21 protein-coding genes and 1 tRNA gene are annotated in these 22,086 nt (G+C 58.5%); 14 read left to right on the forward strand and 8 right to left on the reverse strand.

What is annotated here, in order from left to right:
- Positions 1 to 6: 6 nt before the first annotated feature.
- A complete protein-coding gene (locus K7A42_RS20355; protein WP_035208833.1) occupies positions 7 to 636 on the reverse strand; it encodes a MarC family protein in 630 nt (209 codons plus the stop codon).
- Positions 637 to 852: 216 nt separating this feature from the next.
- Between K7A42_RS20355 and gyrA the strand changes: the two genes are divergently transcribed.
- The gene (gene gyrA, locus K7A42_RS20360; protein WP_004441736.1) at positions 853 to 3,645 is read left to right on the forward strand and encodes a DNA gyrase subunit A; all 2,793 of its coding nucleotides are present in this window, start codon (positions 853 to 855) and stop codon (positions 3,643 to 3,645) included.
- A gap of 92 nt (positions 3,646 to 3,737) precedes the next feature.
- On the opposite strand, the gene K7A42_RS20365 is transcribed toward gyrA, so the two are convergent.
- The 3 genes from K7A42_RS20365 to K7A42_RS20375 all read right to left on the reverse strand — a co-directional run bounded on the left by K7A42_RS20365 (position 3,738) and on the right by K7A42_RS20375 (position 6,445).
- Entirely contained in the window at positions 3,738 to 3,998 is a 261-nt protein-coding gene (locus K7A42_RS20365; protein WP_004441743.1) for a hypothetical protein, read from the reverse strand.
- A gap of 82 nt (positions 3,999 to 4,080) precedes the next feature.
- Complete coding sequence (locus tag K7A42_RS20370) at positions 4,081 to 5,586, reverse strand: D-alanyl-D-alanine carboxypeptidase (protein ID WP_282455765.1); 1,506 nt, start codon at positions 5,584 to 5,586, stop codon at positions 4,081 to 4,083.
- A 139-nt stretch (positions 5,587 to 5,725) separates the two neighbouring features.
- Positions 5,726 to 6,445 (reverse strand): hypothetical protein, encoded by a 720-nt coding sequence (locus tag K7A42_RS20375; RefSeq protein WP_004441745.1) that lies wholly within the window; start codon positions 6,443 to 6,445, stop codon positions 5,726 to 5,728.
- A gap of 131 nt (positions 6,446 to 6,576) precedes the next feature.
- Here K7A42_RS20375 and K7A42_RS20380 point away from each other — a divergent pair, with 131 nt between their 5' ends.
- Positions 6,577 to 6,840 carry a hypothetical protein gene (locus tag K7A42_RS20380; protein WP_004441746.1) on the forward strand — a complete coding sequence of 88 codons (264 nt, stop codon included), beginning with the start codon at positions 6,577 to 6,579 and terminating at the stop codon, positions 6,838 to 6,840.
- A gap of 15 nt (positions 6,841 to 6,855) precedes the next feature.
- Positions 6,856 to 7,083 carry a hypothetical protein gene (locus tag K7A42_RS20385; protein ID WP_282455766.1) on the forward strand — a complete coding sequence of 76 codons (228 nt, stop codon included), beginning with the start codon at positions 6,856 to 6,858 and terminating at the stop codon, positions 7,081 to 7,083.
- 277 nt (positions 7,084 to 7,360) lie between these two features.
- On the opposite strand, the gene K7A42_RS20390 is transcribed toward K7A42_RS20385, so the two are convergent.
- Complete coding sequence (locus tag K7A42_RS20390) at positions 7,361 to 7,663, reverse strand: hypothetical protein (RefSeq protein ID WP_173614431.1); 303 nt, start codon at positions 7,661 to 7,663, stop codon at positions 7,361 to 7,363.
- Between K7A42_RS20390 and K7A42_RS20395 the strand changes: the two genes are divergently transcribed.
- A tRNA-Ser gene (locus K7A42_RS20395) sits at positions 7,664 to 7,753 on the forward strand.
- A 119-nt stretch (positions 7,754 to 7,872) separates the two neighbouring features.
- Here the strand turns inward: K7A42_RS20395 and K7A42_RS20400 are convergent.
- Positions 7,873 to 8,211, reverse strand: a complete 339-nt coding sequence (locus tag K7A42_RS20400) for a hypothetical protein (RefSeq protein ID WP_004441749.1) — start codon at positions 8,209 to 8,211, stop codon at positions 7,873 to 7,875.
- A gap of 315 nt (positions 8,212 to 8,526) precedes the next feature.
- Here K7A42_RS20400 and K7A42_RS20405 point away from each other — a divergent pair, with 315 nt between their 5' ends.
- The 8 genes from K7A42_RS20405 (at position 8,527) to K7A42_RS20440 (ending at position 17,920) form a co-directional block, all read left to right on the forward strand.
- Positions 8,527 to 9,615, forward strand: coding sequence for a septal ring lytic transglycosylase RlpA family protein (locus K7A42_RS20405; protein ID WP_006697463.1), 1,089 nt, complete (start codon positions 8,527 to 8,529; stop codon positions 9,613 to 9,615).
- Positions 9,616 to 9,686: 71 nt separating this feature from the next.
- The gene (locus K7A42_RS20410; protein WP_112765912.1) at positions 9,687 to 10,859 is read left to right on the forward strand and encodes a D-alanyl-D-alanine carboxypeptidase family protein; all 1,173 of its coding nucleotides are present in this window, start codon (positions 9,687 to 9,689) and stop codon (positions 10,857 to 10,859) included.
- A 137-nt stretch (positions 10,860 to 10,996) separates the two neighbouring features.
- Positions 10,997 to 11,671 carry a dTMP kinase gene (tmk, locus tag K7A42_RS20415; RefSeq protein ID WP_282455767.1) on the forward strand — a complete coding sequence of 225 codons (675 nt, stop codon included), beginning with the start codon at positions 10,997 to 10,999 and terminating at the stop codon, positions 11,669 to 11,671.
- Positions 11,664 to 12,689: a DNA polymerase III subunit delta' gene (locus K7A42_RS20420; RefSeq protein ID WP_282455768.1), complete on the forward strand. Its 1,026-nt coding sequence runs from the start codon at positions 11,664 to 11,666 to the stop codon at positions 12,687 to 12,689. Before tmk ends, K7A42_RS20420 begins: the two co-directional genes overlap by 8 nt.
- 250 nt (positions 12,690 to 12,939) lie before the next feature.
- Positions 12,940 to 14,490 carry a methionine--tRNA ligase gene (gene metG / locus K7A42_RS20425; RefSeq protein WP_282455769.1) on the forward strand — a complete coding sequence of 517 codons (1,551 nt, stop codon included), beginning with the start codon at positions 12,940 to 12,942 and terminating at the stop codon, positions 14,488 to 14,490.
- A gap of 11 nt (positions 14,491 to 14,501) precedes the next feature.
- Positions 14,502 to 15,284 (forward strand): TatD family hydrolase, encoded by a 783-nt coding sequence (locus K7A42_RS20430; protein WP_282455770.1) that lies wholly within the window; start codon positions 14,502 to 14,504, stop codon positions 15,282 to 15,284.
- Positions 15,285 to 15,286: 2 nt separating this feature from the next.
- Positions 15,287 to 16,117, forward strand: a complete 831-nt coding sequence (locus tag K7A42_RS20435) for an MBL fold metallo-hydrolase (protein ID WP_282455771.1) — start codon at positions 15,287 to 15,289, stop codon at positions 16,115 to 16,117.
- A 21-nt stretch (positions 16,118 to 16,138) separates the two neighbouring features.
- Positions 16,139 to 17,920, forward strand: a complete 1,782-nt coding sequence (locus tag K7A42_RS20440) for a chloride channel protein (RefSeq protein ID WP_004441767.1) — start codon at positions 16,139 to 16,141, stop codon at positions 17,918 to 17,920.
- A gap of 286 nt (positions 17,921 to 18,206) precedes the next feature.
- On the opposite strand, the gene K7A42_RS20445 is transcribed toward K7A42_RS20440, so the two are convergent.
- On the reverse strand, positions 18,207 to 19,373 hold the full coding sequence (locus K7A42_RS20445; protein WP_234882045.1) for a peptidase S41: 1,167 nt from the start codon (positions 19,371 to 19,373) through the stop codon (positions 18,207 to 18,209).
- Between the two features lie 482 nt (positions 19,374 to 19,855).
- Between K7A42_RS20445 and K7A42_RS20450 the strand changes: the two genes are divergently transcribed.
- On the forward strand, positions 19,856 to 20,485 hold the full coding sequence (locus K7A42_RS20450) for a DUF1062 domain-containing protein (protein ID WP_037092773.1): 630 nt from the start codon (positions 19,856 to 19,858) through the stop codon (positions 20,483 to 20,485).
- Positions 20,486 to 20,529: 44 nt separating this feature from the next.
- On the opposite strand, the gene K7A42_RS20455 is transcribed toward K7A42_RS20450, so the two are convergent.
- The gene (locus tag K7A42_RS20455; RefSeq protein WP_282455772.1) at positions 20,530 to 21,174 is read right to left on the reverse strand and encodes a glutathione S-transferase family protein; all 645 of its coding nucleotides are present in this window, start codon (positions 21,172 to 21,174) and stop codon (positions 20,530 to 20,532) included.
- 219 nt (positions 21,175 to 21,393) lie between these two features.
- Here K7A42_RS20455 and K7A42_RS20460 point away from each other — a divergent pair, with 219 nt between their 5' ends.
- A complete protein-coding gene (locus K7A42_RS20460) occupies positions 21,394 to 22,050 on the forward strand; it encodes a peroxiredoxin (RefSeq protein ID WP_004441776.1) in 657 nt (218 codons plus the stop codon).
- Positions 22,051 to 22,086: the final 36 nt, after the last annotated feature.

The following is a 22,086-nucleotide window of genomic DNA, read 5'->3' on the forward strand; positions in this document are numbered from 1 at the left end:
GACGGCTCAGAACGCGAAGGCCGATTTTATGCCGTCGACAACGAACTGCACGGAAAGCGCGGCCAGCAGCACGCCGAGAAGCCGGGTAAGGATGGCGCGACCGGTATTGCCGAGAAAGCGGTCCATCCGTTCCGAGACGATCAAGGCCGCGTAAACGAGAGCCATCGCGAAAGCGAGGATAAGGATGAGCACCACCATCTCGACCGTGGTCTTCATTGAGCCGGCAAGCAGAACGGTGGCGGAAATAGCACCCGGCCCGGCAATCAACGGCAGGGCCAGCGGGAAGACCGCGAGATTGTGGAGATGGTCCTTGGTAATGGCGATTTCCGAGGTCTTTTCCTTGCGCTCCTGGCGCTTTTCGAAAATCATTTCAAAGGCGATCCAGAACAGCAGAAGGCCGCCGGCGATGCGGAAGGCGCCCAGCGAAATACCGAGCAGATTGAGGATTGCGAGGCCGAAGAGGGCAAAGACGGCAAGGATACCGAAAGCGATGATGGAGCCGCGCAACGCCACCTGGCTGCGCTGGTCACGGGTCATTCCGGCAGTCAGCGCCAGAAAGACGGGCGCAAGCCCAGGCGGATCGAGTGTGACCAGAAGTGTGGTAAGCGCATTGATGAGCGTTTCGCTGCTGGCCATTCTTTCCCCGTTGGTTTTGTTTTTAGGCCGGAGCCTACGCAAGTCGCGGGCACTTTGAAAGAGAGCGCCACGCATTTGGGCGGCTAAATCGTGAAAAGCGGCGTTCGTCTTGCAAATGACGCAAAAGCCTGTTCAAAACTCGCCGGGAAATTGGCTTAACGTGGCTGTTTCCGCTATAAAAATCCATCCGATTCTTAACAGAGAATGTGATCCGTTTTGACTGACCAGAGCCCCCCCGGCGGCGGAAAGCTTCCGCCAGGCATTGAACCGATTTCCATCATGGAGGAAATGCAGCGGTCGTATCTCGATTACGCCATGAGCGTTATCGTGTCCCGCGCGCTTCCCGATGTGCGAGACGGCCTGAAGCCGGTTCATCGCCGTATTCTCTACGGCATGTCCGAACTCGGCATCGACTGGAACAAGAAATACGTCAAATGCGCCCGCGTAACCGGGGACGTGATGGGTAAATTCCATCCGCACGGCAACTCGGCAATCTATGACGCGCTGGCGCGTATGGCGCAGGACTGGTCGCTCCGCCTGCCGCTGATCGACGGCCAGGGCAACTTCGGCTCCATCGACGGTGATCCGCCGGCCGCTGAACGTTATACCGAATGCCGTCTGGATAAGGCCGCGCACTCGCTGCTTGATGATCTCGACAAGGAAACGGTCGACTTCCGCGACAACTATGACGGCACCTTGCAGGAGCCGGTCGTCATTCCGGCCAAGTTCCCGAACCTGCTGGTCAACGGGGCAGGCGGAATCGCGGTCGGCATGGCCACGAACATCCCGCCGCATAACCTGTCAGAGGTTATCGATGGCTGTATCGCCCTGATCGACAATCCGGCGATCGAGCTGCCGGAACTGATGCAGATCATTCCGGGCCCTGATTTCCCGACCGGTGCGCTGATCATGGGCCGTTCCGGCATCCGCTCGGCTTACGAAACGGGCCGCGGATCGGTCATCATGCGTGGCCGCGCGACGATCGAGCCGATGCGTGGAGACCGCGAGCAGATCATCATCACCGAAGTTCCCTACCAGGTGAACAAGGCGTCGATGATCGAAAAAATGGCTGAGCTGGTCAAGGAAAAGCGCATCGAGGGCATTTCCGACCTGCGCGACGAATCCGACCGCCAGGGTTATCGCGTCGTCATCGAATTGAAGCGCGACGCCAATGCAGACGTCATCCTGAACCAGCTTTACCGCTACACACCGCTGCAGACCTCGTTTGGCTGCAACATGGTGGCGCTGAACGGCGGCAAGCCCGAGCAGATGACGCTGCTCGACATGTTGCGTGCTTTCGTTTCCTTCCGCGAAGATGTCGTCAGCCGTCGCACGAAATACCTGCTGCGCAAGGCGCGCGAGCGGGCGCATGTGTTGGTCGGTCTGGCGATTTCCGTCGCCAATATCGATGAGGTCATCCGCGTCATCCGGCATGCTCCCGATCCGGCTTCGGCCCGAGAAGAACTGATGACGCGTCGCTGGCCTGCACAGGATGTGGAAAGCCTGATCCGCCTCATCGATGATCCGCGCCACCGCATCAACGAAGACGGGACTTACAACCTTTCCGAGGAACAGGCGCGCGCCATTCTCGAATTGCGCCTCGCACGTCTTACAGCGCTCGGCCGCGATGAAATTGGCGACGAGCTGAACAAGATCGGCGCTGAGATCAGCGAGTATCTGGAAATCCTATCATCGCGCCTGCGCATCATGCAGATCGTCAAGGACGAGCTTTCCGCCGTCCGCGACGAATTCGGCACGCCGCGTCGCTCCGAGATCGTCGAGGGCGGTCCCGATATGGACGATGAAGACCTCATCGCCCGCGAAGACATGGTCGTGACCGTTTCGCATCTCGGTTACATCAAGCGCGTGCCGCTGACGACGTATCGTGCACAGCGTCGCGGCGGCAAGGGTCGCTCCGGCATGGCAACGCGCGATGAGGATTTCGTCAACCGTCTGTTCGTCGCCAACACCCACACGCCGGTCCTGTTCTTCTCCTCGCGTGGCATCGTCTACAAGGAAAAGGTCTGGCGTCTGCCGATCGGCACGCCGCAGTCCAAGGGCAAGGCCCTTATCAACATGTTGCCGCTGGAACCCGGCGAGCGCATCACCACCATCATGCCGTTGCCCGAGGACGAAACGACCTGGGAAACGCTTGACGTGATGTTCTCGACGACGCGCGGCACGGTTCGCCGCAACAAGCTCGGCGATTTCGTACAGGTCAACCGCAACGGCAAGATCGCCATGAAGCTGGACGAGGAGGGCGATGAAATCCTCTCCGTCGAAACCTGTACGGACCGCGACGATGTGCTGCTGACGACCGCGCTCGGCCAGTGCATCCGCTTCCCCGTGGACGATGTACGCGTCTTTGCCGGCCGCAATTCCGTCGGCGTGCGCGGCATCAACCTGGCCGAAGGCGACCGCATCATCTCCATGACCATTGTGGGCCATGTGGAAGCGGAGCCGTGGGAGCGTGCGGCTTACCTCAAGCGCTCGGCTGCCGAACGGCGTGCCGCAGGCGTGGATGAGGACGATATCGCGCTCGTCGGTGAGGAAGTAACGGAAGAGGGCGAACTCAGTGAGGAGCGCTACCAGGAACTGAAGGCGCGCGAAGAATTCGTGCTGACGGTTTCCGTGAAGGGCTTCGGCAAGCGTTCATCGTCTTACGATTTCCGCACTTCAGGCCGCGGCGGCAAGGGCATCCGCGCCACCGATACCGCGAAGACGTCGGAGATCGGTGAACTTGTTGCGGCCTTCCCGGTGGAAGAAGGCGACCAGATCATGCTGGTTTCCGATGGCGGACAGCTCATCCGTGTGCCTGTGAACGGCATCCGCATCGCCAGCCGCGCGACCAAGGGTGTGACAATCTTCTCGACCGCGAAGGATGAGAAGGTGGTTTCCGTGGAGCGCATCAACGAGCCTGAAGGCGACGACGAGGCTGAAAATGGCAATGGCGAGGAGGCGGATGACAATCTGCCAACCACGCCGGAGGCACCGGAAAGCGAGGCGTAAGCCGCCTCGTTTTTCACATCAGGATCAACAAAAACCCCGCGGTGCCTGTGCGCCGCGGGGTTTTTCTTTGGGTTTCCGTCTGGTGCGGTCTGTCAGCGAATACGTATATGAACCGGTGAGCGCCCCGACCGACGGGCGACGTGCAGGTGAATGCTGGCTTCCGGCTGGTTGGCGCGCCAGGCACGGGCGCCATGCGAGAGCAGCAACGCCACGAGATCACGCGTTTTTGCCTTGGAACGGTTGAGACCGAGATCGGCGATACGCATCGCCGCCTCATGAATGGGATGCAGAACCGACAGGCTGCCATGCCCGTTGCCAGACGCAATGTCCGAATAATTCTCGTTGACTGCCATCTTGGAAAGCCTCGCTACTCATTACACAATTCGAGGAGACAGGCGATGTTCGAAACAGAGAGCACCGCCTGCGGGAACGTCTTCACTGAAGGGATGCCCAGCAGCTGACGCCTTTCTTTTTCAATGCATTGCATGCATTCACCGCGGCGTTCTGGCCATCGAAGCCGCCGAAACGGGCGCGGTATATCTGGGAGCCATCCTTGCTGTAGGCCACTGTGAAGGGCTTGGCTGAACGCAGCGCTGCACCACCTTTTTCCTGGGCGCTCTGCAGCAGGCCGCGCGCGGAATTTTCGTCCGGCGATGCGCCAATCTGGATGACCCAGCCGCCCTGCGGCGCGTCAGACCTTGCCGCAACGGAAGGTGCGGAGGCTGCGGAAGCCGAGGTGGAAGCCGAGGTGGAAGCCGTGACGATATTATCGACCTTGGTGGAATTGGTTATCAGCTTGCGATCGGGCGCGGAGGGCGCCTGACGGATGGGATCTTTACCCTTCTGCCATGTAGCCGCCTCCATCGCCTTGACGGCTGCATTGGAAGAGGAGCCAGCAAAGGCGGTAACCGGCGCTTCCTCGTAACGCGTCTGCGGAACGGGTCCGGCATTGGGCAGGCCGGCATCCGTCGCGGCGACGGCGACAGAGGGAACGGCGGCGGCCACAGCGACCGGCTCTTCGACCGGGGCGGAACGCGTCTGCGCAATCAGGTTGCTGTTGCCGCCACGCGACGCCTGCGGCAGATAGGTTGCAACCAGTTTGCGCATGGTGGCGTCACGGGCAGCGCTGGAGCGACCGCCGAGAACGACGGCGACAATGGAGCGCCCGTCGAGCTGCGCGGAGGTGGCAAGATTGCTGCCGGCTGCACGCGTGTAACCGGTCTTGATACCGTCAACGCCCTTCACGGTCCCGACGAGACGATTGTGATTGCCGATCACCTGCTTGCCGAAATTAAAGGTGCGGGTGGAGAAGTAACCGTAATATTGCGGAAAATGCTGGCGAAGCGCGATGCCGAGGCGGGCTTGGTCGCGCGCCGTGGTCATCTGGGCTGTATTGGGCAACCCGTTGGCATTGCGGTAGGTCGTGCGCGTCATGCCCAGGGCACGGGCCTTTGCGGTCATCATTCTGGCGAAACGGTCTTCTGAGCCGCCGAGATATTCACCGAGCGCCGTCGCCATATCGTTGGCCGACCGGGTAACGAGAGCAAGGATCGCCTGCTCGACCGTAATGCTGCCGCCAGCGCGCACACCGAGTTTGGACGGCGGCTCCTTGGCTGCATTCGCCGAAACCGGCACCTTGGAATCAAGAGAGATACGTCCGGCACTGAGGGCTTCGAACGTCAGATAAAGCGTCATCATCTTTGTGAGCGAAGCCGGGTAACGCAGCCCGTCGGGATCCTCGCCGTAAAGCACCTTGCCGGTCTTCGCATCGATGACGATGCCCGCATATTTCGGATCGGCCTTTGCGGTCTGGACGGATGTTGCGGTTATGAACGCCGCCGCAAGTGTCAACGCCACAAACCTTACAAAAGACCCTGTACCCGCTTTGCGCGAATGTGCCCAAGATAGACTTTTCAACACTGCTGAACTCTTCAATCGCATATTTATGTTCCGCTCGGACACGCCCCGCCCGAATGCTCCGGGTAGGAACTTTATCGGGATGGCGTTACCAAGTGGTTTATGAAAGGTATCCGCCTTCCATAAAATGCGACTTTTGACACGCGATCTGTCTCGTGCCGTGTCACGGGTTTTCGTCTTTTACGAGGCGTTTCTCGACATAGCGTGTCACGGCCGCGTCTAGCGCCTGCCATTGCGGCAGCAGGTTGGCCGAGAATCGGTAGAACAGGCTCAGGTCCTGCCCGACGTGGATATCTCTCTGACAATCGCTACCCGTTGTTTCCTGAGGCGTCTGCGGCAGCAGGCAGCGCACCACATAGACGCTTTCGCCGTCGCGTCGGCCGGTCAATATGACTTCCTTGCCATAACCGGAATCAGCGCGCAGCCGATGGAGCAGCAGACCGTGCTTCAGGGGCGTCGGCTCACCTTCTATAAGTCTGGTATAAATCGGCTCGAAACGTCCTGACATGTCCTGCGACATGGTGCTTTGCGACAGCTGAACGAAAATCAGCCCGACTGCATTTTTCGGATCGTCGAAAAGGGCACGATTCGAATCTCGATACCCCGCAAGGTCGGGCCAGGTGAGGTAGAGGTCGGCGCGCTCGTGTGCACCACTGTCACGATCAGACGGATTCCGAAGGGTGTTTTTTGCCAGTTTCAGCCGGTCGTTGCCGATCGTGATCTCCACTTCGTCGGTCGACGTGGTGTGTCCCGCCTGAATAATTCTGTCGCCATACCATTTCATGCCGAAATTGAGCGCAGTGAGAAGGGCGGCAAGGGCTCCGCATATGACGATGACGCGTCTTATGAGAGAAGAGGAAAGGAAGCCTGTGTCGCTATGCATGAGCTTTCAAACTCGTTCTGTCCGCCGGGTTTTCGGCGCGGAAATAACAGGCAAAGCTTTAACCCGCGGCGATCGCCATTGAAATGATGTTTTGCCGCTGCTACCTGATAAGCGCAAGCAAAGGACGGCATATGGCAGCGCGTGACAGATATTCCCGGAAACTCGAATGTTCCAAATGTGGCCATCAGGGTTTTGCCGAGGCGTCCGAGTCGGATGACAAAACCCGCCGGGACGTTGATTTCCGCATTGACGAAATGCCCCGGGGATTTCGCGCAGAACGCCCTTCGGGCGACCCAACCGACTTCATGATCCGCTGCGCCCAATGCGGCAACATATTCCGCTTCCTGCAGAAAACCGCCTATGCGCCGGGAGGCGAGCCGCGCGTCAAGGCCTGAACGGAAGGTGCCGGCATGACTTTACCGCAACAGCCCAACGGAGCGCCGCAAAGGCGCAAACCAATCTGGCCTTGGATCGTTCTGCTGGTGCTCACGCTCTGCGCGATCTACTCCTATAACCGCGCCAACGAAATCATCGCCGAGTTATCCGATACCTTGCCGCCGGCGCTGCTGAACCTCTTCGAGGACCTTCTCCAGGGGGAAGGCCGGCACGGCCATGGCGCGCCCAGCATCGGCGTTTGAGTGAGGCGCCCGCCGTAAAGGGTCGCCCATCCTCCGGCCGCACATCATGTCATGACCATAAAAGAAAAAAGCCCCGCAAAGAGGCGGGGCAGGTTGATCGCTCGGGGAAAGTTGGGCAATGCCCGGGAGCGATGAGTGGGATATAAGAGACAATGGTGCGGACGCGATAGGCCACTTCCGTCCCAAACAGTACGCCAATGCACAAATTTCACTTAATCCGCAGATTTTTGAACGATGAATTTGACGGATCTGTAAGACAACTTGACAGGCTTTCGCTTTATTCTTTGCTTGCCTCGAATTGCACATATTCTCCTTTAACGTAACGTGACATGAGCAGACGCATGGATAAATCCGGAATCCTCTTTGTGGCGCTTTTGTTGGTGCTTGTTGCAATCGTTTTGAGCCTTACGCTGTTCGATACAGCGCAGCAGGTCCCTTCGATACCTTCAGGTGACGGCTCCCTGCTGCCGCCCGCAGCGACCCCGGGGCAATGATCCGCCAACTGTGAGAGAAGGACGACGATGCTCGTCGGAGCGGGATTGACGCCCTTTTTCAAACCGCTATAAAGCCTCACCACCATGGATGGGTGTCCGAGTGGTTTAAGGAACCGGTCTTGAAAACCGGCGTGCGTGAGAGCGTACCGTGGGTTCGAATCCCACCCCATCTGCCATCAAGCGCAACATCATTTCTAATAATGTCGCGACGAGGCATGTTCCCGCAGCGTTTGGGCGTCAATTCCGTACGAATAAGAAACCCGCCTTTCGGCGGGTTCCAGGCGGCGGTCGTGGATCAGATTTCCGGACAGCCTCGTTCATTTGCGAAGGTGATCCGGTCCGGTCCCCGGCGCGTGAAGCCTTCGACAACAACGCGGCCCGGCGTGACGCGCACGACTTCGGGATCACGAAGGCCTGCTTCACGGGCCGCGGCGCGGGCTTCGCGTTCGCTGCAGCCACGCATGCGTGGAGGACCCCGGCGGTCCATGTCCCGATCACGGTCGCGGATGACGGGACGGACGCCATCCGGGCCGATTCTGAGCTCCATATCCTGGGCACCGGCAGGCATAGGTGCGGCGAAGGATACCAGGGCGATGCCAATCGCCAGACCTGTGGTTTTCATAAAATTTATCATGTTTCCTCCCTCAGCCGAAACCGGCGGAAGCTCGTTTGTTTGAGCGGAGAAAACGCGGTTACCGCTGCTTTGTTCCTTGCGAGGCTGCGAGGGGAGGACTTGCGGCGGGCGGATTCCGCCGTGGAGGGGCATGCCGAAAAGATAGAAATCATTAACCACGTTCGTTACAATTTTATCGAATTTGCAAAAGTCGTTCGCATTTTCGCCACGTTATGCACAAGGTTAAGCGACTGTTAGGTGCTTCGATGGCAGGGGCAATATCGAGGCAAGTGAGGGTGCGGTTCTCCGAGCCAATAGCAGCGTGGGGCAGACGATTTGAATTCTACGGTCAAGAAAACAGGCATCAGCGCCAGGTCGGGCGTGAAGTGGCTTGCAATTTCCGTGCTTTGCGCTGCAACGGCGTCGTGTTCCACCACCTCCGAGACAAAGCCTAAGCCCAAGCGCAGCAAGGAATATTTCTCCGAATCCGAATATGGCGTGAAGGCCAGCCCGCGCGTTGCCGATGGAAAGAACATCCCGAAGGGTGGCGGACGCGAGCTGCTGGGTAACGCCTACACCGTCAAGGGCCGCCGTTACTTCCCGAAAGAAGAGCCGGGCTACAACAAGGTTGGCCTTGCTTCCTGGTATGGCTCTGCCTTCCATGGACGCCTCACGGCCAATGGCGAGGTTTACGACAAGGAACATCTTTCTGCCGCACATCCGACATTTCCGCTGCCGAGCTACGCGCGCATCACCAATATGGATAATGGCGCGTCGGTGCTCGTCCGTGTCAACGACCGCGGTCCGTTCCACGAGGGCCGTCTGATCGACGTTTCCAGCAAGACGGCAGATCTTCTGGACATGAAGGCGACGGGGACGGCAAATGTACGGGTTCAATATGCGGGCCGTGCGCCGCTCGACGGCCATGACATGCCTTACCTGATGGCTTCCTATATTCCGAAGGGTTCGCGTTCGCCGGGCGTCGCGCCTGAAGGGCAGATCGCGACCGGCGTGATGGTTGCTTCGGCCTCGCCGAATTTCGTGCCGGCGCCGACATCGAACCCGAATTATGCCGGCTCGGCTCAGACCGCGCTCGTTGGTTCCAAGAAGAATGCGGCGCTTCAGGCCATGCCACTCGTCAACGGTGTACAGCCCGCATTCGAACAATTCGCGATCCTGCCGGAAATCGGCCCGATCCTGGCGGAGCGCCCCGAAGGTAACTTCCTGCGGGAACCAGCAGCTCCAGGCGGCAATTATCTGCGTGTGCCCACGCCGTCTTCCAAATATGCAGCGGCCTATTCCGAAGAATCCGCCGCCGTATCCAAAACCGCAAAGGTGTTCGACACCGTGCTCGTCAATCGTGACGGCTTGAGCGAAGAGTCGATCCTCGCCCATGTGAAGCGTCAGCAGGCGAAGTCACGCTGACGGATTAAGGACACCGGCACACCGTTCTCATGGCGGGCGGCCGGTTGTGGCAGACAGCACTGGGCGGTTTCATGCGCAAGACCTTTCATCGCTCCTATCTGTCGGCCGTCGCGGCGGCCGCTTTTGCATTTTTGAGCGCCGGCGCGGCGCAATCGCAGACAGCGCCCTTCATCGCCAAGGCCGAGCAGGCCTATATGATCGATGCCGAAACCGGTACGGTGCTTCTTGCCCAAAATGAGGATCAGTCCTTTCCGCCCGCATCGCTTGCCAAGCTGATGACGGTGGAGGTGGTGCTGGATGCGCTGTCGAAAGGACAGCTGGCGTCGGAAACGGCCTATCCCGTTTCGGAATATGCCTGGCGCACGGGCGGAGCCCCATCGCGAACGTCAACCATGTTCGCCGCCCTGAAATCCTCCGTTGGCATCAATGACCTTTTGACCGGAATCATCGTGCAGAACGCCAATGACGGCTGCATCATCATCGCCGAAGGCATGGCGGGATCGGACGCTGCCTTTGCCAAGCGCATGACGGCACGGGCCGGCGAACTTGGCATGAACCGCAGCACGTTTGCCAATTCCACCGGACTTCCCGATTCCGGAAACCAGACGACTGCCAGGGACATGGTGCGCCTTGCCCAGCATCTGCATGACACCTATCCAGACCGCTACTCGTTGTTTACGAAGCCGGACTTCGAATGGAACCGGATTTTCCAGCGCAACAAGAACACGTTGCTGATGCCGGGAAGCGGTATAGACGGTCTTGGCCTCGGTTTTGCAGAAGGCAGCGGTTTTGCCGCCGTGGTTTCGGCGGAGCGGGAAGGGCGCCGCATCTATCTGGCGCTTGCCGGCATCGCAGACGACAAGACGCGGCAGGAGGAAGCGCGCAGAGTGGTGGACTGGGGCCTGACCGCCTTCGAAAAACGCCGCCTGTTCAGCAAGGATGAAGTGGTTGGCTCCGTCAGCGTGTATGGCGGCGATGCCTCCTATGTCGACCTTTCTCCGAAGGACGATGTCAGCGTCCTGGTGCCCGTCAACAATCCGGAACGCCTCTCCGGACGTATCGTCTATCGCTGGCCGCTGAACGCGCCGCTCGATGTCGGGGCGAATGCCGGAACGCTGAAGATATTCTCGGGCGAGCGTCTATTGCGCGAAGTGCCGCTCTATACGAAGAGCCGGGTGAACAAGGGTTCGCTCACCCAGAATGCCGCAGGAGCATTGAAAGAACTTCTGCTGTTCTGGCTGTGAAGTGCGGTTCAGCACGCGCCATTTCTCCTATGCTTTTGTTCAGGCACCGGTTTTTCTGAAAAGCGCTTCACACATTTCGGTCCGATGCTGTAAACAGGCATTTCAACATTGACGTGAATTCCTTGCAGGACGTGACATTGGCCGAAAAGACCGGATTGTTCATCAGCTTCGAAGGCGGCGAAGGCGCCGGCAAATCGACGCAGATTCGCACGCTTGCCGAAGCGCTTCGCGATCGTGGCTTCAAGGTGGTCGTAACGCGTGAGCCCGGCGGTTCGCCGGGTGCGGAGGCCGTAAGACATGTTCTCCTTTCCGGTGCGGCGGAGCCGTTTGGCGTCCGGATGGAAGCCATCCTGTTCGCCGCCGCGCGCAACGATCACGTCGAAGAGGTCATTCGCCCTGCGCTGGAGCGCGGCGAGATCGTGCTCTGCGACCGGTTTCTCGATTCATCCCGCGTCTATCAGGGCACGACCGGCAATCTGGAGCCGGATTTCATCGAGACGCTGCAGCGCATCGCGATTGATGGCGTCGTTCCGGAGCTGACACTGATTTTCGATATCGCTGCCGAAAAAGGCCTTGCCCGCGCCAGAAAGCGTGCGGATGAAGGCGCGAAGCCCGATCGCTTCGAGAAAGAGGAAATCGAAACCCACGAGAAGCGGCGGGAAGCCTATCTCGATATCGCGCTTGCCGAGCCGCGTCGCTGCCGCATCGTCAATGCCGATCAGCCGGAAGAAAAAGTTGCTGAGGATGTCATGTCCTTCGTCGAGCCCTTGCTCGAACAGCTGGGGACCGAGGCGGGCAGGGCCCATGATTGAGGTCCAGGGCATTCTCGACGGTGCAATCGCGCCGCAGCAGAACACGAGGCTTTTTGGCCATGAGGAGGCGGAGGCGTTTCTCGCGCAGTCCTATCGCTCTGGCAAAGGCCATCATGCCATTCTCATCGAAGGGCCGGAGGGCATCGGCAAGGCGACGCTCGCTTTCCGTTTCGCCAATCATGTGCTGAACCATCCCGATCCTTTGTCGGCGCCGGAGTTTCTGCCGGACCCCGATCCGCAGTCGCTGGTCAGCCGGCAGATCACCGCCGGCGCCTCGCATAACCTGCTGCATCTCACCCGGCCCGTGGATGAAAAGACCGGCCGCGTGAAATCCGCCATCACGGTGGACGAGGTGCGACGGGCAGGGCATTTTTTCTCGCAGACCTCGGGCACCGGCAACTGGCGCATCGTCATCATCGATCCCGCCGATGATCTCAACCGCAATGCCGCGAACGCGATCCTGAAAATACTGGAAGAGCCGCCCAAAAGGGCGATGTTTCTCGTGCTCTCCCACGCACCGGGAAAATTGCTGCCGACAATCCGCTCACGCTGCATGCCGCTCAGGCTGCTACCGCTTTCGGATTCGGCCATGGTGCAGGCGCTCGATCATCTCGGCATAAGTCTCTCGGAGGAAAAGCGCGATGCCCTGCTTGCCGCCTCCAAGGGTAGCGTTGCGCAGGCGCTGAAGCTGATGAACTACGGCGGCTCCGATATTGTCGAGGCCCTTGCGGCAGTCATGAATGCCGACGGCCCGGGCGCCCGCAAACAGATGCACAAGCTCGCCGAGATCCTGGCCCAGAAGGATGGCGACATCGTCCTCGGTTTCTTCATGGAACATGTAACGGAAGATCTGATGGCGCGCGCGCGCGCGGCGGCCATGACGGGCGATATCACGGCTGCGGAAAGGCTGGCACGGCTTTCTTCGGCGCTCTCTGAACGCATCACCGTGGCGCAGGCCTATAATCTCGACAAGAAACAGATGGTGATTTCCATTCTTGAGGATATCCGGGGCGTCTAAGGCCGGAAAATCGTAAGGACCGAAGTTGCCTTTTCGGATTGGCCCACTCTAAGCCGCATTATCCCCGGGTTTGACACGGGAATCCACAACCCGCTGAAATTAATGAATACTCGGCTCGAGCCCGAGGATGACGAATAGTCGGCAATATTGATATCATTGTACCAATTCGGTAGCTTTTTCTTTCGCTGCTGCGAACAATGGTTTAAGAGCGGTCTATCCAAAAAACAGCGCGTAAAGTCGATAGACCGTCATGACAGACAAGACACCATTCTACATCACCACCGCGATCTCCTATCCCAACGGCAAGCCGCATATCGGCCACGCCTATGAACTGATCGCAACGGACGCCATGGCACGCTTTCAGCGCCTGGACGGAATGGATGTGTTCTTCCTGACGGGCACCGACGAACACGGCCAGAAGATGCAGCAGACGGCACGTGCGGAAGGCGTTTCGCCGGAAGAACTCGCGGAGCGAAATTCCAATCAGTTTCTCGAGATGGGCAAGCTGCTCAACGCCTCGAACGACGATTTCATCCGCACGACGGAAGAACGTCATCACGAGACCTCGCGCAATATCTGGAACCTGATGGCCGAGAGCGGCGACATCTACAAGGATAGCTATGCCGGCTGGTATTCCGTTCGTGACGAGGCCTATTACGCCGAGGACGAGACGGAAGTGCGCGCCGATGGCGTCCGTTACGGCCCGCAGGGCACGCCGGTGGAATGGGTGGAGGAGGAAAGCTATTTCTTCAAGCTCTCCGAGTACCAGGACAAGCTGCTGAAGCTCTATGAGGAAAACCCCGACTTCATCGGTCCGGCGGAACGCCGTAACGAAATCATCTCCTTCGTGAAATCCGGTCTGAAGGACCTGTCGATTTCCCGCACCACCTTCGACTGGGGCATCAAGGTTCCCAATGATCCGAAGCACGTGATGTATGTCTGGGTCGATGCACTGACCAACTACATCACCGCAACGGGTTACCTCGAAGACAGGAACGGACCGCGGGCGAAGTATTGGCCGGCCGACGTGCATATCATCGGCAAGGACATCATTCGTTTTCACGCCGTCTACTGGCCAGCCTTCCTGATGAGCGCAAAGCTGCCGCTGCCGAAGCGCGTTTATGCACATGGCTTCCTGCTCAACAAGGGCGAGAAGATGTCGAAGTCGCTCGGCAATGTCGTTGATCCCGCCAATCTGGTGAACCATTTCGGCCTTGATCAGGTCCGCTATTTCTTCATGCGCGAAGTCTCCTTCGGCCAGGACGGCAGCTATAGCGAAGAGGGCATTGCCACCCGCATCAATGCCGATCTTGCCAATGGCATCGGCAATCTCGCCAGCCGTTCGCTGTCGATGATCGTCAAGAATTGCGACGGCAAGATCCCCACACCCGGTCCGTTCACCGACGAAGACAAGGCGATGCTGGCGTCTGCAGACGGTCTGCTCGCCATTTGCCGGGAGGAGATGGGCAAGCAACTCATCCACCGCGCGGTAGCCGCCATCATTGCCGTCGTTTCCGAGACCGACCGCTATTTCGCCTCTCAGGAGCCTTGGGCGCTGAAAAAGACCGACCCTGAGCGGATGGGCACCGTGCTTTACGTCACGGCGGAAGTTGTGCGCCAGATCGGCATTCTCCTGCAGCCCATCATGCCGGGTTCCTGCGAAAAGCTGCTCGATCTCGTTGCGGCGCCAGCCGATAAGCGCGACTTTACGGCGTTGGGCGAAGCCGGTCGTCTGGTGCCGGGGACACCACTGGAAGCTCCGAAGCCAGTCTTTCCGCGTTACGTCGCGCCGGAAGCGTGAAGGCGACCACGATGCTGATCGATACCCATTGCCATCTGGATTTTCCTGATTTCGAGGCGGAGCGCGACGACATCATCGCTCGCGCCCATGCCTCCGGCGTGAGCCAGATGGTGACGATCTCGACCCGGGTGCGTCGTCTGCCGGAGCTGTTGAAGATCACGGAAAAATATCCGTCAGTCTTTTGCTCGGTCGGCACCCATCCGAACAATGCCGATGAGGAACTGGATATCTCCGCCGATGAGCTGGTGCAGCTAGCCGAAAGTCATGAGAAGATCGTAGCGATCGGAGAGGCGGGTCTGGATTACTTCTACGACACGCAGAAGCCCGAAGACCAGAAGACCGGCCTTCTTCGCCATATCGAGGCGGCGAGACGAACGAAGCTGCCGCTTGTCATTCACAGCCGCAGTGCCGATGACAACATGGCCGCTATCCTGCGCTCCGAAAGCGGGAAGGGCGCATTTCCGTTCATTCTGCACTGCTTTTCCGCTGGTCCCGAGCTCGCAAAAACGGGTGTCGAGCTTGGCGGATATGTGTCTTTCTCGGGCATTCTGACCTTCCCAAAGTCGCAGGATATTCGCGATATCGCTGCAACCGTGCCTCTTGACCGGCTGCTTGTAGAAACGGACGCACCCTATCTTGCGCCGAAGCGCTGGCGTGGCAAACGCAACGAGCCTTCCTACGTCGTCAATACCGCGGAGGTTCTGGCCGAGGTGCATGGCATCTCCTTCGAGCGGATGGCCGAGATCACCACCGAAAACGCCTTCCGCTGCTTTTCCAAGATGACAAGGGTGTAGGCGTGGCAATCTACCGTCGCCGCTTCACGGTTCTCGGATGCGCCTCGTCACCCGGCGTGCCGCGCATTAACGGCGACTGGGGCGCCTGCGACCCCGATAATCCGAAGAACCGGCGCACGCGTGCGGCCTTCATGGTGGAACAGATCGGTCCTGATGGCGGCAAAACGACCGTTGTGATCGATACTGGTCCTGATTTTCGCGAGCAGATGATCGCCGCGAAGGTGGAGGCTATCGATGCCGTTCTCTACACCCATGCTCATGCCGACCATCTGCATGGCATTGACGATCTGCGCATCTATTTCGCACTCCAGAAAAGCCGCGTCCCGATCTATGCCGATCCCATTACCATGGCGCGCATCCGCGATGGTTTTGCCTATTGTCTCGAGACGCCGGCGGGCAGCAATTATCCACCGATTGTCCGGCCTTATCTGATTGCCGATATCAACGAGCCGGTTGTTATTGATGGAGCAGGAGGACCAATCGCCTTTCGGGTGCATATGCAACAGCATGGGGACGTCCATTCTTTGGGTTTCCGCATTGGTGACGTGGCCTATTGCACCGATGTCAGCGATTTTCCGGCCGAAAGCCTGCCGAAACTCGCCGGACTTGAGGTGCTCGTCATCGACGCCCTGCAATATCGCTATCACCCCAGCCATCTATCACTCGAACAGGCGCTCGGGTGGATCGAAACACTGGCACCCAAAAGGGCGATCTTGACCCACATGCATATTCCGCTCGATTATGAGACGGTGATGCATGGAACGCCTGATCATGTTGAACCGGCTTATGATCAGATGCGTTTCGAAATTGAGATCGATCTCGAAGCCGCCTGACGCCACCTGAAAAGGAACAGCATGTCGACTAAGCCTTTCCGTGCACCGAGTATGGCGAGCTTCTTCGACAATCTGCGCGCCAGCCGCCTGCGCGCCATGTTCCGACGCGGCGAACTCGGCCTCGTCGCGCTTGCCGTGCTCATCGGCATCGCAGCCGGCCTGCTGGTGGCCTTGATCGGCGCTTTGAGCACGGCATTGCATGTGCTCGTCTTTGGCGTCGAACGTCTGAGCAGCAGCGATCTTTCCGGACAGATCGTGCTGGTGGGGCCGATCATGGGCGGTGTCCTGCTTGGGCTGATCATCTTCATCCTCTCCAAAACCCGCAAAAAGCCGATGGTCGACCCCATCGAGGCAAATGCGCTGCATGGTGGCCGCCTGTCGCTCACGGACAGCATCATTGTCTGCGTGCAGAACATCGTTTCCAACGGTTTTGGCGCATCTGTCGGGCTCGAGGCGGGCTACACGCAGATTGCCAGCGGCGTTGCATCGAAGATCGGCATCAAGCTGAAACTGAGGCGAGGGGACATGCGCATCCTCGTTGGCTGCGGCGCCGCGGGCGCCATCGCGGCCGCCTTCAACGCGCCTCTGACTGGCGCATTTTACGCCATCGAACTCATCATCGGCACCTATACAGTCGTCACGCTCGCCCCGCTGATCGTTTCGGCGCTGGTGGCGACAACCGTTATCGGCCTGATTGGCGGCCATGGCCTTTCCATCGATATCGTCGATGCCAGCCGCGTGACGCCCGCCGATTACGTGCCGGCTATTTTTCTTGGGGTTGTGTGCGCGGCAATCGGTATCGTGCTCATGCAGGCGGTGTCCTTCATTGAGGAGACGGCGCGCAAAAGCGCTATTCCTGGCTGGCTGCGTCCTACGCTTGGCGGCATCGTTGTCGGTGGGCTGGCGTTGATTTCACCGCAGGTTCTCTCGAGCGGCCATGGAGCCTTGCATCTCAACATCGATGCCGACCTGACGATCTACGGGCTTGCAGGATTGTTCCTGTTGAAGGCGGCGGCCAGCGCGATCTCGATAGGTTCGAATTTCCGCGGCGGCCTGTTTTTCGCCTCGCTGTTCATGGGATCGCTGCTCGGCAAGATTTTCGCACTCTGCGCGCCCTATATCGGCTATGGCTCGACGGCCCCGATCGTCTACGCCGTGATCGGCATGAGCGCCTTTGCCGCCGCCATCATCGGTGGTCCGCTGACAATGACATTTCTGGCGCTGGAACTGACCGGCGACTTCCAGATTACGGCGCTCGTGCTTGCCGCCGTCATCACCACATCGCTGGTGGTGCGCACCACCTTCGGCTACTCCTTCGCCACCTGGCGTTTTCACCTGCGCGGTGAGAGCATTCGCAGCGCCCATGACATCGGCTGGATCCGCGACCTGACGGTGGGCAAGATGATGCGCGCTGACATCCGCAAGGCCAATGTCAGCATGGGGCTTCCGGCCTTCAAGGAGAAGTTCCCGCTCGGTTCGACGCAGCGGGTCATCATGACCCACGATGACGGGCGTTATGCCGGGATCGTTCTCGTGCCGGAAATCTATGCCGATCCGATGGATCGCGACCCAAGCAAGATCAGCCTCGAGACCTATCTGCACTACAAGAACGACGTATTGCTGCCGACCATGAATGCACGGCAAGCGGCGGCAGCCTTTGACGCGGCGGAAAGCGAAGCACTCGTCGTCGTCAACGACAAGATCGAAAATCGTCCCGTTGGCCTGCTTACCGAAAGTCACACGCTGAGACGCTACAGTGAAGAGCTCGATCTGCGACGCCGAGAGGCATCAGGAGAATTATGATCGACCTGGATATGGATGTATCAATGCGACAAGCGGCGCTTTTCAATTATGACAGCGACGGCGCTGCGATCTGACAGCTTACGGTTTTCCCGGTAACTAAGCACGAAAAGTTCCATAATCTATCTTATGCGATTATTGTATGCGTGCTGGCGGGTTCGGGAATGACGTCAACCTGCAAATGTTCCTATGGGTTGTCCTGCAAGGCACATTCAGTGAAACACGCCTGTCCCAATATCGGCATGGATGAGAGAAGCCAGATCGCTCGCTGGCATAAATGGCCCCTCGTCTAATCACACAGAACCTTTAAAACTCGCTGATGGAACGCTTCTTGTGAAACCTCAGCGGCAGGCCCTTCGATCCATTCCAAATCGAGATGCAGTTTTCCTGCAGGAACCATTTGCTGTGCGATCTCAGCCGGTGTGGTTTCGTCGCTGGTTCCGTTCTCCCAGTCGTGAAAGGCTGATGAGTATCGAACGACCGCTCCACTGGTCGGCAAATCGAGCAACCCTCCCTCGGCAAAAAACGTCAAGCCGTCGCCCATTTCTTCCCCGACGAGCTTGAGCCTACGTCCCAGACGATGTTTGAGAATGGCCACAAATACTATCGCTGCAGAAAACGTAAACTTATCGACAAGCACAACAACCTGCCTGCCTGCGTTTTCAGAGATGGCGTCGATCAAGGGCATAGTTTGAAGAAAATCGCCACCGGTGTTTCCGCGAACATCAATCAAGAGTTTGTTGTTCCCGCAGGTTCTCACGCGCTCCGCCGCAGCGGAGATGGCTTTCGGCAGCGCACTTTCGCTTGGGTCGAAGAAACTCGGCAATAATATTGAAAGCCCAAACTCCTGCCGGTCCTCAATCTCCACAAATGTCCGAGGTTTCCAGGCCGGGTCAGCCTTGCCATGCTCGTTTCTCGGGTAGAGCATCGATGCCGGAACGGTAAGCCGGTTCTCCACTTTCAGGTCGGTGATCTGCCCATTCTGGCCTTTCAGGCGATATTCAGTGCTACTCTCTTTTGAAGAAAACCCGAGATGGGCCAATGCATATGGCCATGCGAGGAGAATCGGTCCGATCACCCGTTTCCGCTGGCGCGTTCCCGCCAGAAATTTCCCCGCGGCGGCTTCAATCTGGCTAAGGGGTGTGCCGTTGACTGCTATCAGCTCCCCTCTTGGCACAGTTGTTTCCAGTGCCGTGTCAGTTAACTGCACCGCCGTTCCAACGCTTACAAACCTCAGCGGGAGCACCGAAATGGAATCGTTCGGGATCAACCGTGTGTGTCCGTTGTCGGGAAGCGCAAGCAGGCGCATCGCGGAAAACAGAAAGGCCTCTTTGGAGCCCTCCAAAGCGTATCGTCGGGTATCATAAATGCAGCGATCTATCATCGCCGGTTCGATGCGCCGAAAGCTGGGATCGACTGGCAGGACAGTGTCCAGAATTTTCTCGAGGTCTTGCATCAGTGACATGATCCACGATGCGCACAGCTGTCTGTCGATGTCCAGATTGGGCTTGAGCCAGACCTTCCCCTCTCCCCGTAAAATGCATTTCTGATATTAGTTTAACATTGGTCGACAAGCCATTGTATTTATTATAAATAGTCCGAAGATAAAAACTTGGTCTTCTTTTCTATGAGGGACTCCATCTGCCGCCGTTTATGTGTTATTGCTCCTGGCGAAGAGCATTGGCGCATCGAGGTAGACTTTGCCTAAGTAAATACCGGTCTCAATCCAGTTTCACCCTGTGCGGATAGCCACCGGCTATCGCAGCATGATCATGTTCATCGGGTGGTGGCAAGAGACCGGTCTGGCATCGTTACAATGTGCCCTGCGCAGCTATGCTGTTTCAGCTCTTCACCACTCCAGAACACCGCCACGCCGTTCCCGCATGGGTTTTCTCCTGCACCATCTTGGTGGACTTCCGAATGGAAGACCAACCGACTATGTGCAATATATTTCGGGTCCAGTGGACCGTTACACCCAGAACCGCGCCGCAGCCCTGGATTGCCTGCAGCGGATGCGGAGAAGCGAGGCCATTTCAGCCGAGCGGCAAGATCCGCCTCAATGCCAATGGCCGCAAGCTGGATGCCTGGCTCATATACAGATGCCGGATATGCGACAGGAGCTGGAACCGGCCGATCTTTGAGCGGCGGACTATTCGCGACATCAGCCCTTCTGTTCTCGAGGCGCTGCAGAACAATGACCCGCAATGGATAAGGTTGGAAACGTTCAATCTCGAGGCGTTGAGACGCAGATCGCCGCGCGTCGACGAGTTTCCCGAATTCGATATCGTGAAACAGATACGGGATGAATCTCCGGATTGGGCCGTGGCGGAAATTGATCTCATCGTTCCGTTCCAGACCGGTATACGCCTCGACCGCCTGCTGGCGTCTGAGCTCGGGCTCTCGCGGTCGCTTCTACAAAGGCTTCAGCGCGGCGGCCGGATTCGCACGCACGGCGACGCCTCCGATCCATGGCGACGCCAGGTGAAAAACGGCACGCGGATCGTGATCGAGCGGTGCGATGGCCTCGATCCGGCATGTTTGTGGAAATCTGTCACGGCGGAGTGCTAGCGCACAGCGAGGGCCTGAAGTTCGGGCCCTCGCGATGGTATCAATCAGTTCGATGCGGCTTTGAAAACCGCCAGCTGATCGGCAAATGCGCGTCGGTAGGCGGGACGCGCCTCGCCTCTCGCCACATAAGCTGCAAGGTTCGCATATTCATCGAGAATGCCCGAGCTTTTTATCCGTTGCAGCACCGATATCATCAACAGGTCGCCGGCGCTGAACGCGCCGTCGAGCCACCCGCCCTCACCCAGTCGCTGGGACAGTTCGCCAAGTCGCTTGCGAATACGTTCATCGACGATCTCCAGGCGTTCACGATGCCAGCTCTTGTCCCTTTCGACAAAACCGGCGACAAAATGCTCGACTATCGGCGGTTCCACGGTGCTGAGCGCCGCAAACATCCACATGATCGCGCGCGCCCGCGCGTTCGCTTCCCGCGGCAACAGGCCGGCGTGGCGCTCGGCTATGTGGAATATTATCGCACCGGATTCGAACAGGACGAGATCGCCCTCATAGGTCGGGATCTGCCCGAAGGGCTGAAGTGCAAGATGCCCTTGCTCCCGCATCGCCTTGAAGGAAAGAAGGCGAACCTCGTACGGTTGCCCCACTTCCTCCAGTGCCCAGCGGACACGCATGTCGCGGGCAAGACCCTTGCCGCCATCGGGCGAGCGTTCAAAGGCGGTAATGGTGATTGTCATTGCTGTTCTCCATCACTCCCCCATGCAAAATTGCCCCCCGCAATTCTGTTACCTGGCGTTGTGTCACAATAGGCGCCGGAATGAGCGAAAACAACGCATCGTGTTGTCGGCACACGCTAAAGGGCTGGCCATTTCACGCAAAAACTCTAAGCTCCTGCGCTGGACACGGATTGCCGCACCATCAGTTTTCAGTTCAAATGATTAGGGAGAAAGCACCAGATGAGCCTGCGTATCAACGATATAGCGCCCGACTTCACCGCCGAGACCACCCATGGTCCGATAAGCTTTCACGACTGGATTGGCGATGGCTGGGCGGTCCTGTTTTCGCATCCGAAGAATTTTACGCCGGTCTGCACCACCGAACTCGGCGCCATGGGCGGCCTGCAGCCGGAATTCGAAAAGCGCGGTGTGAAGATCATCGGTATCTCGGTCGATCCCGTCGAAAGCCATGAAAAATGGAAGAACGACATCCGCGCCGCCACTGGCTTCAATGTCGATTATCCACTGATCGGCGACAAGGACCTGAAGGTCGCGAAGCTTTACGACATGCTGCCGGCCGGCGCCGGCGACAGCTCGGAAGGCCGCACACCGGCCGATAACGCCACCGTACGCTCGGTCTTCGTCATCGGTCCTGACAAGAAGATCAAGCTGGTCCTCACCTACCCCATGACCACCGGCCGCAACTTCGAGGAAATTCTCCGCGCCATCGATTCCATCCAGCTGACCTCGAAACACCAGGTGGCGACGCCAGCCAACTGGAAGCAAGGCGAAGACGTCATCATTACCGCCGCCGTCTCCAATGAGGATGCGATTGCGCGTTTTGGTTCCTATGACACGGTTCTTCCCTATCTGCGCAAGACGAAGCAGCCGGGCTAATTTGAAGCCTGATGGGGCGGCGAAACATCATCGCCC

The organism is Agrobacterium sp. InxBP2, assembly GCF_026191755.1.
Lineage (GTDB): Bacteria > Pseudomonadota > Alphaproteobacteria > Rhizobiales > Rhizobiaceae > Agrobacterium > Agrobacterium pusense.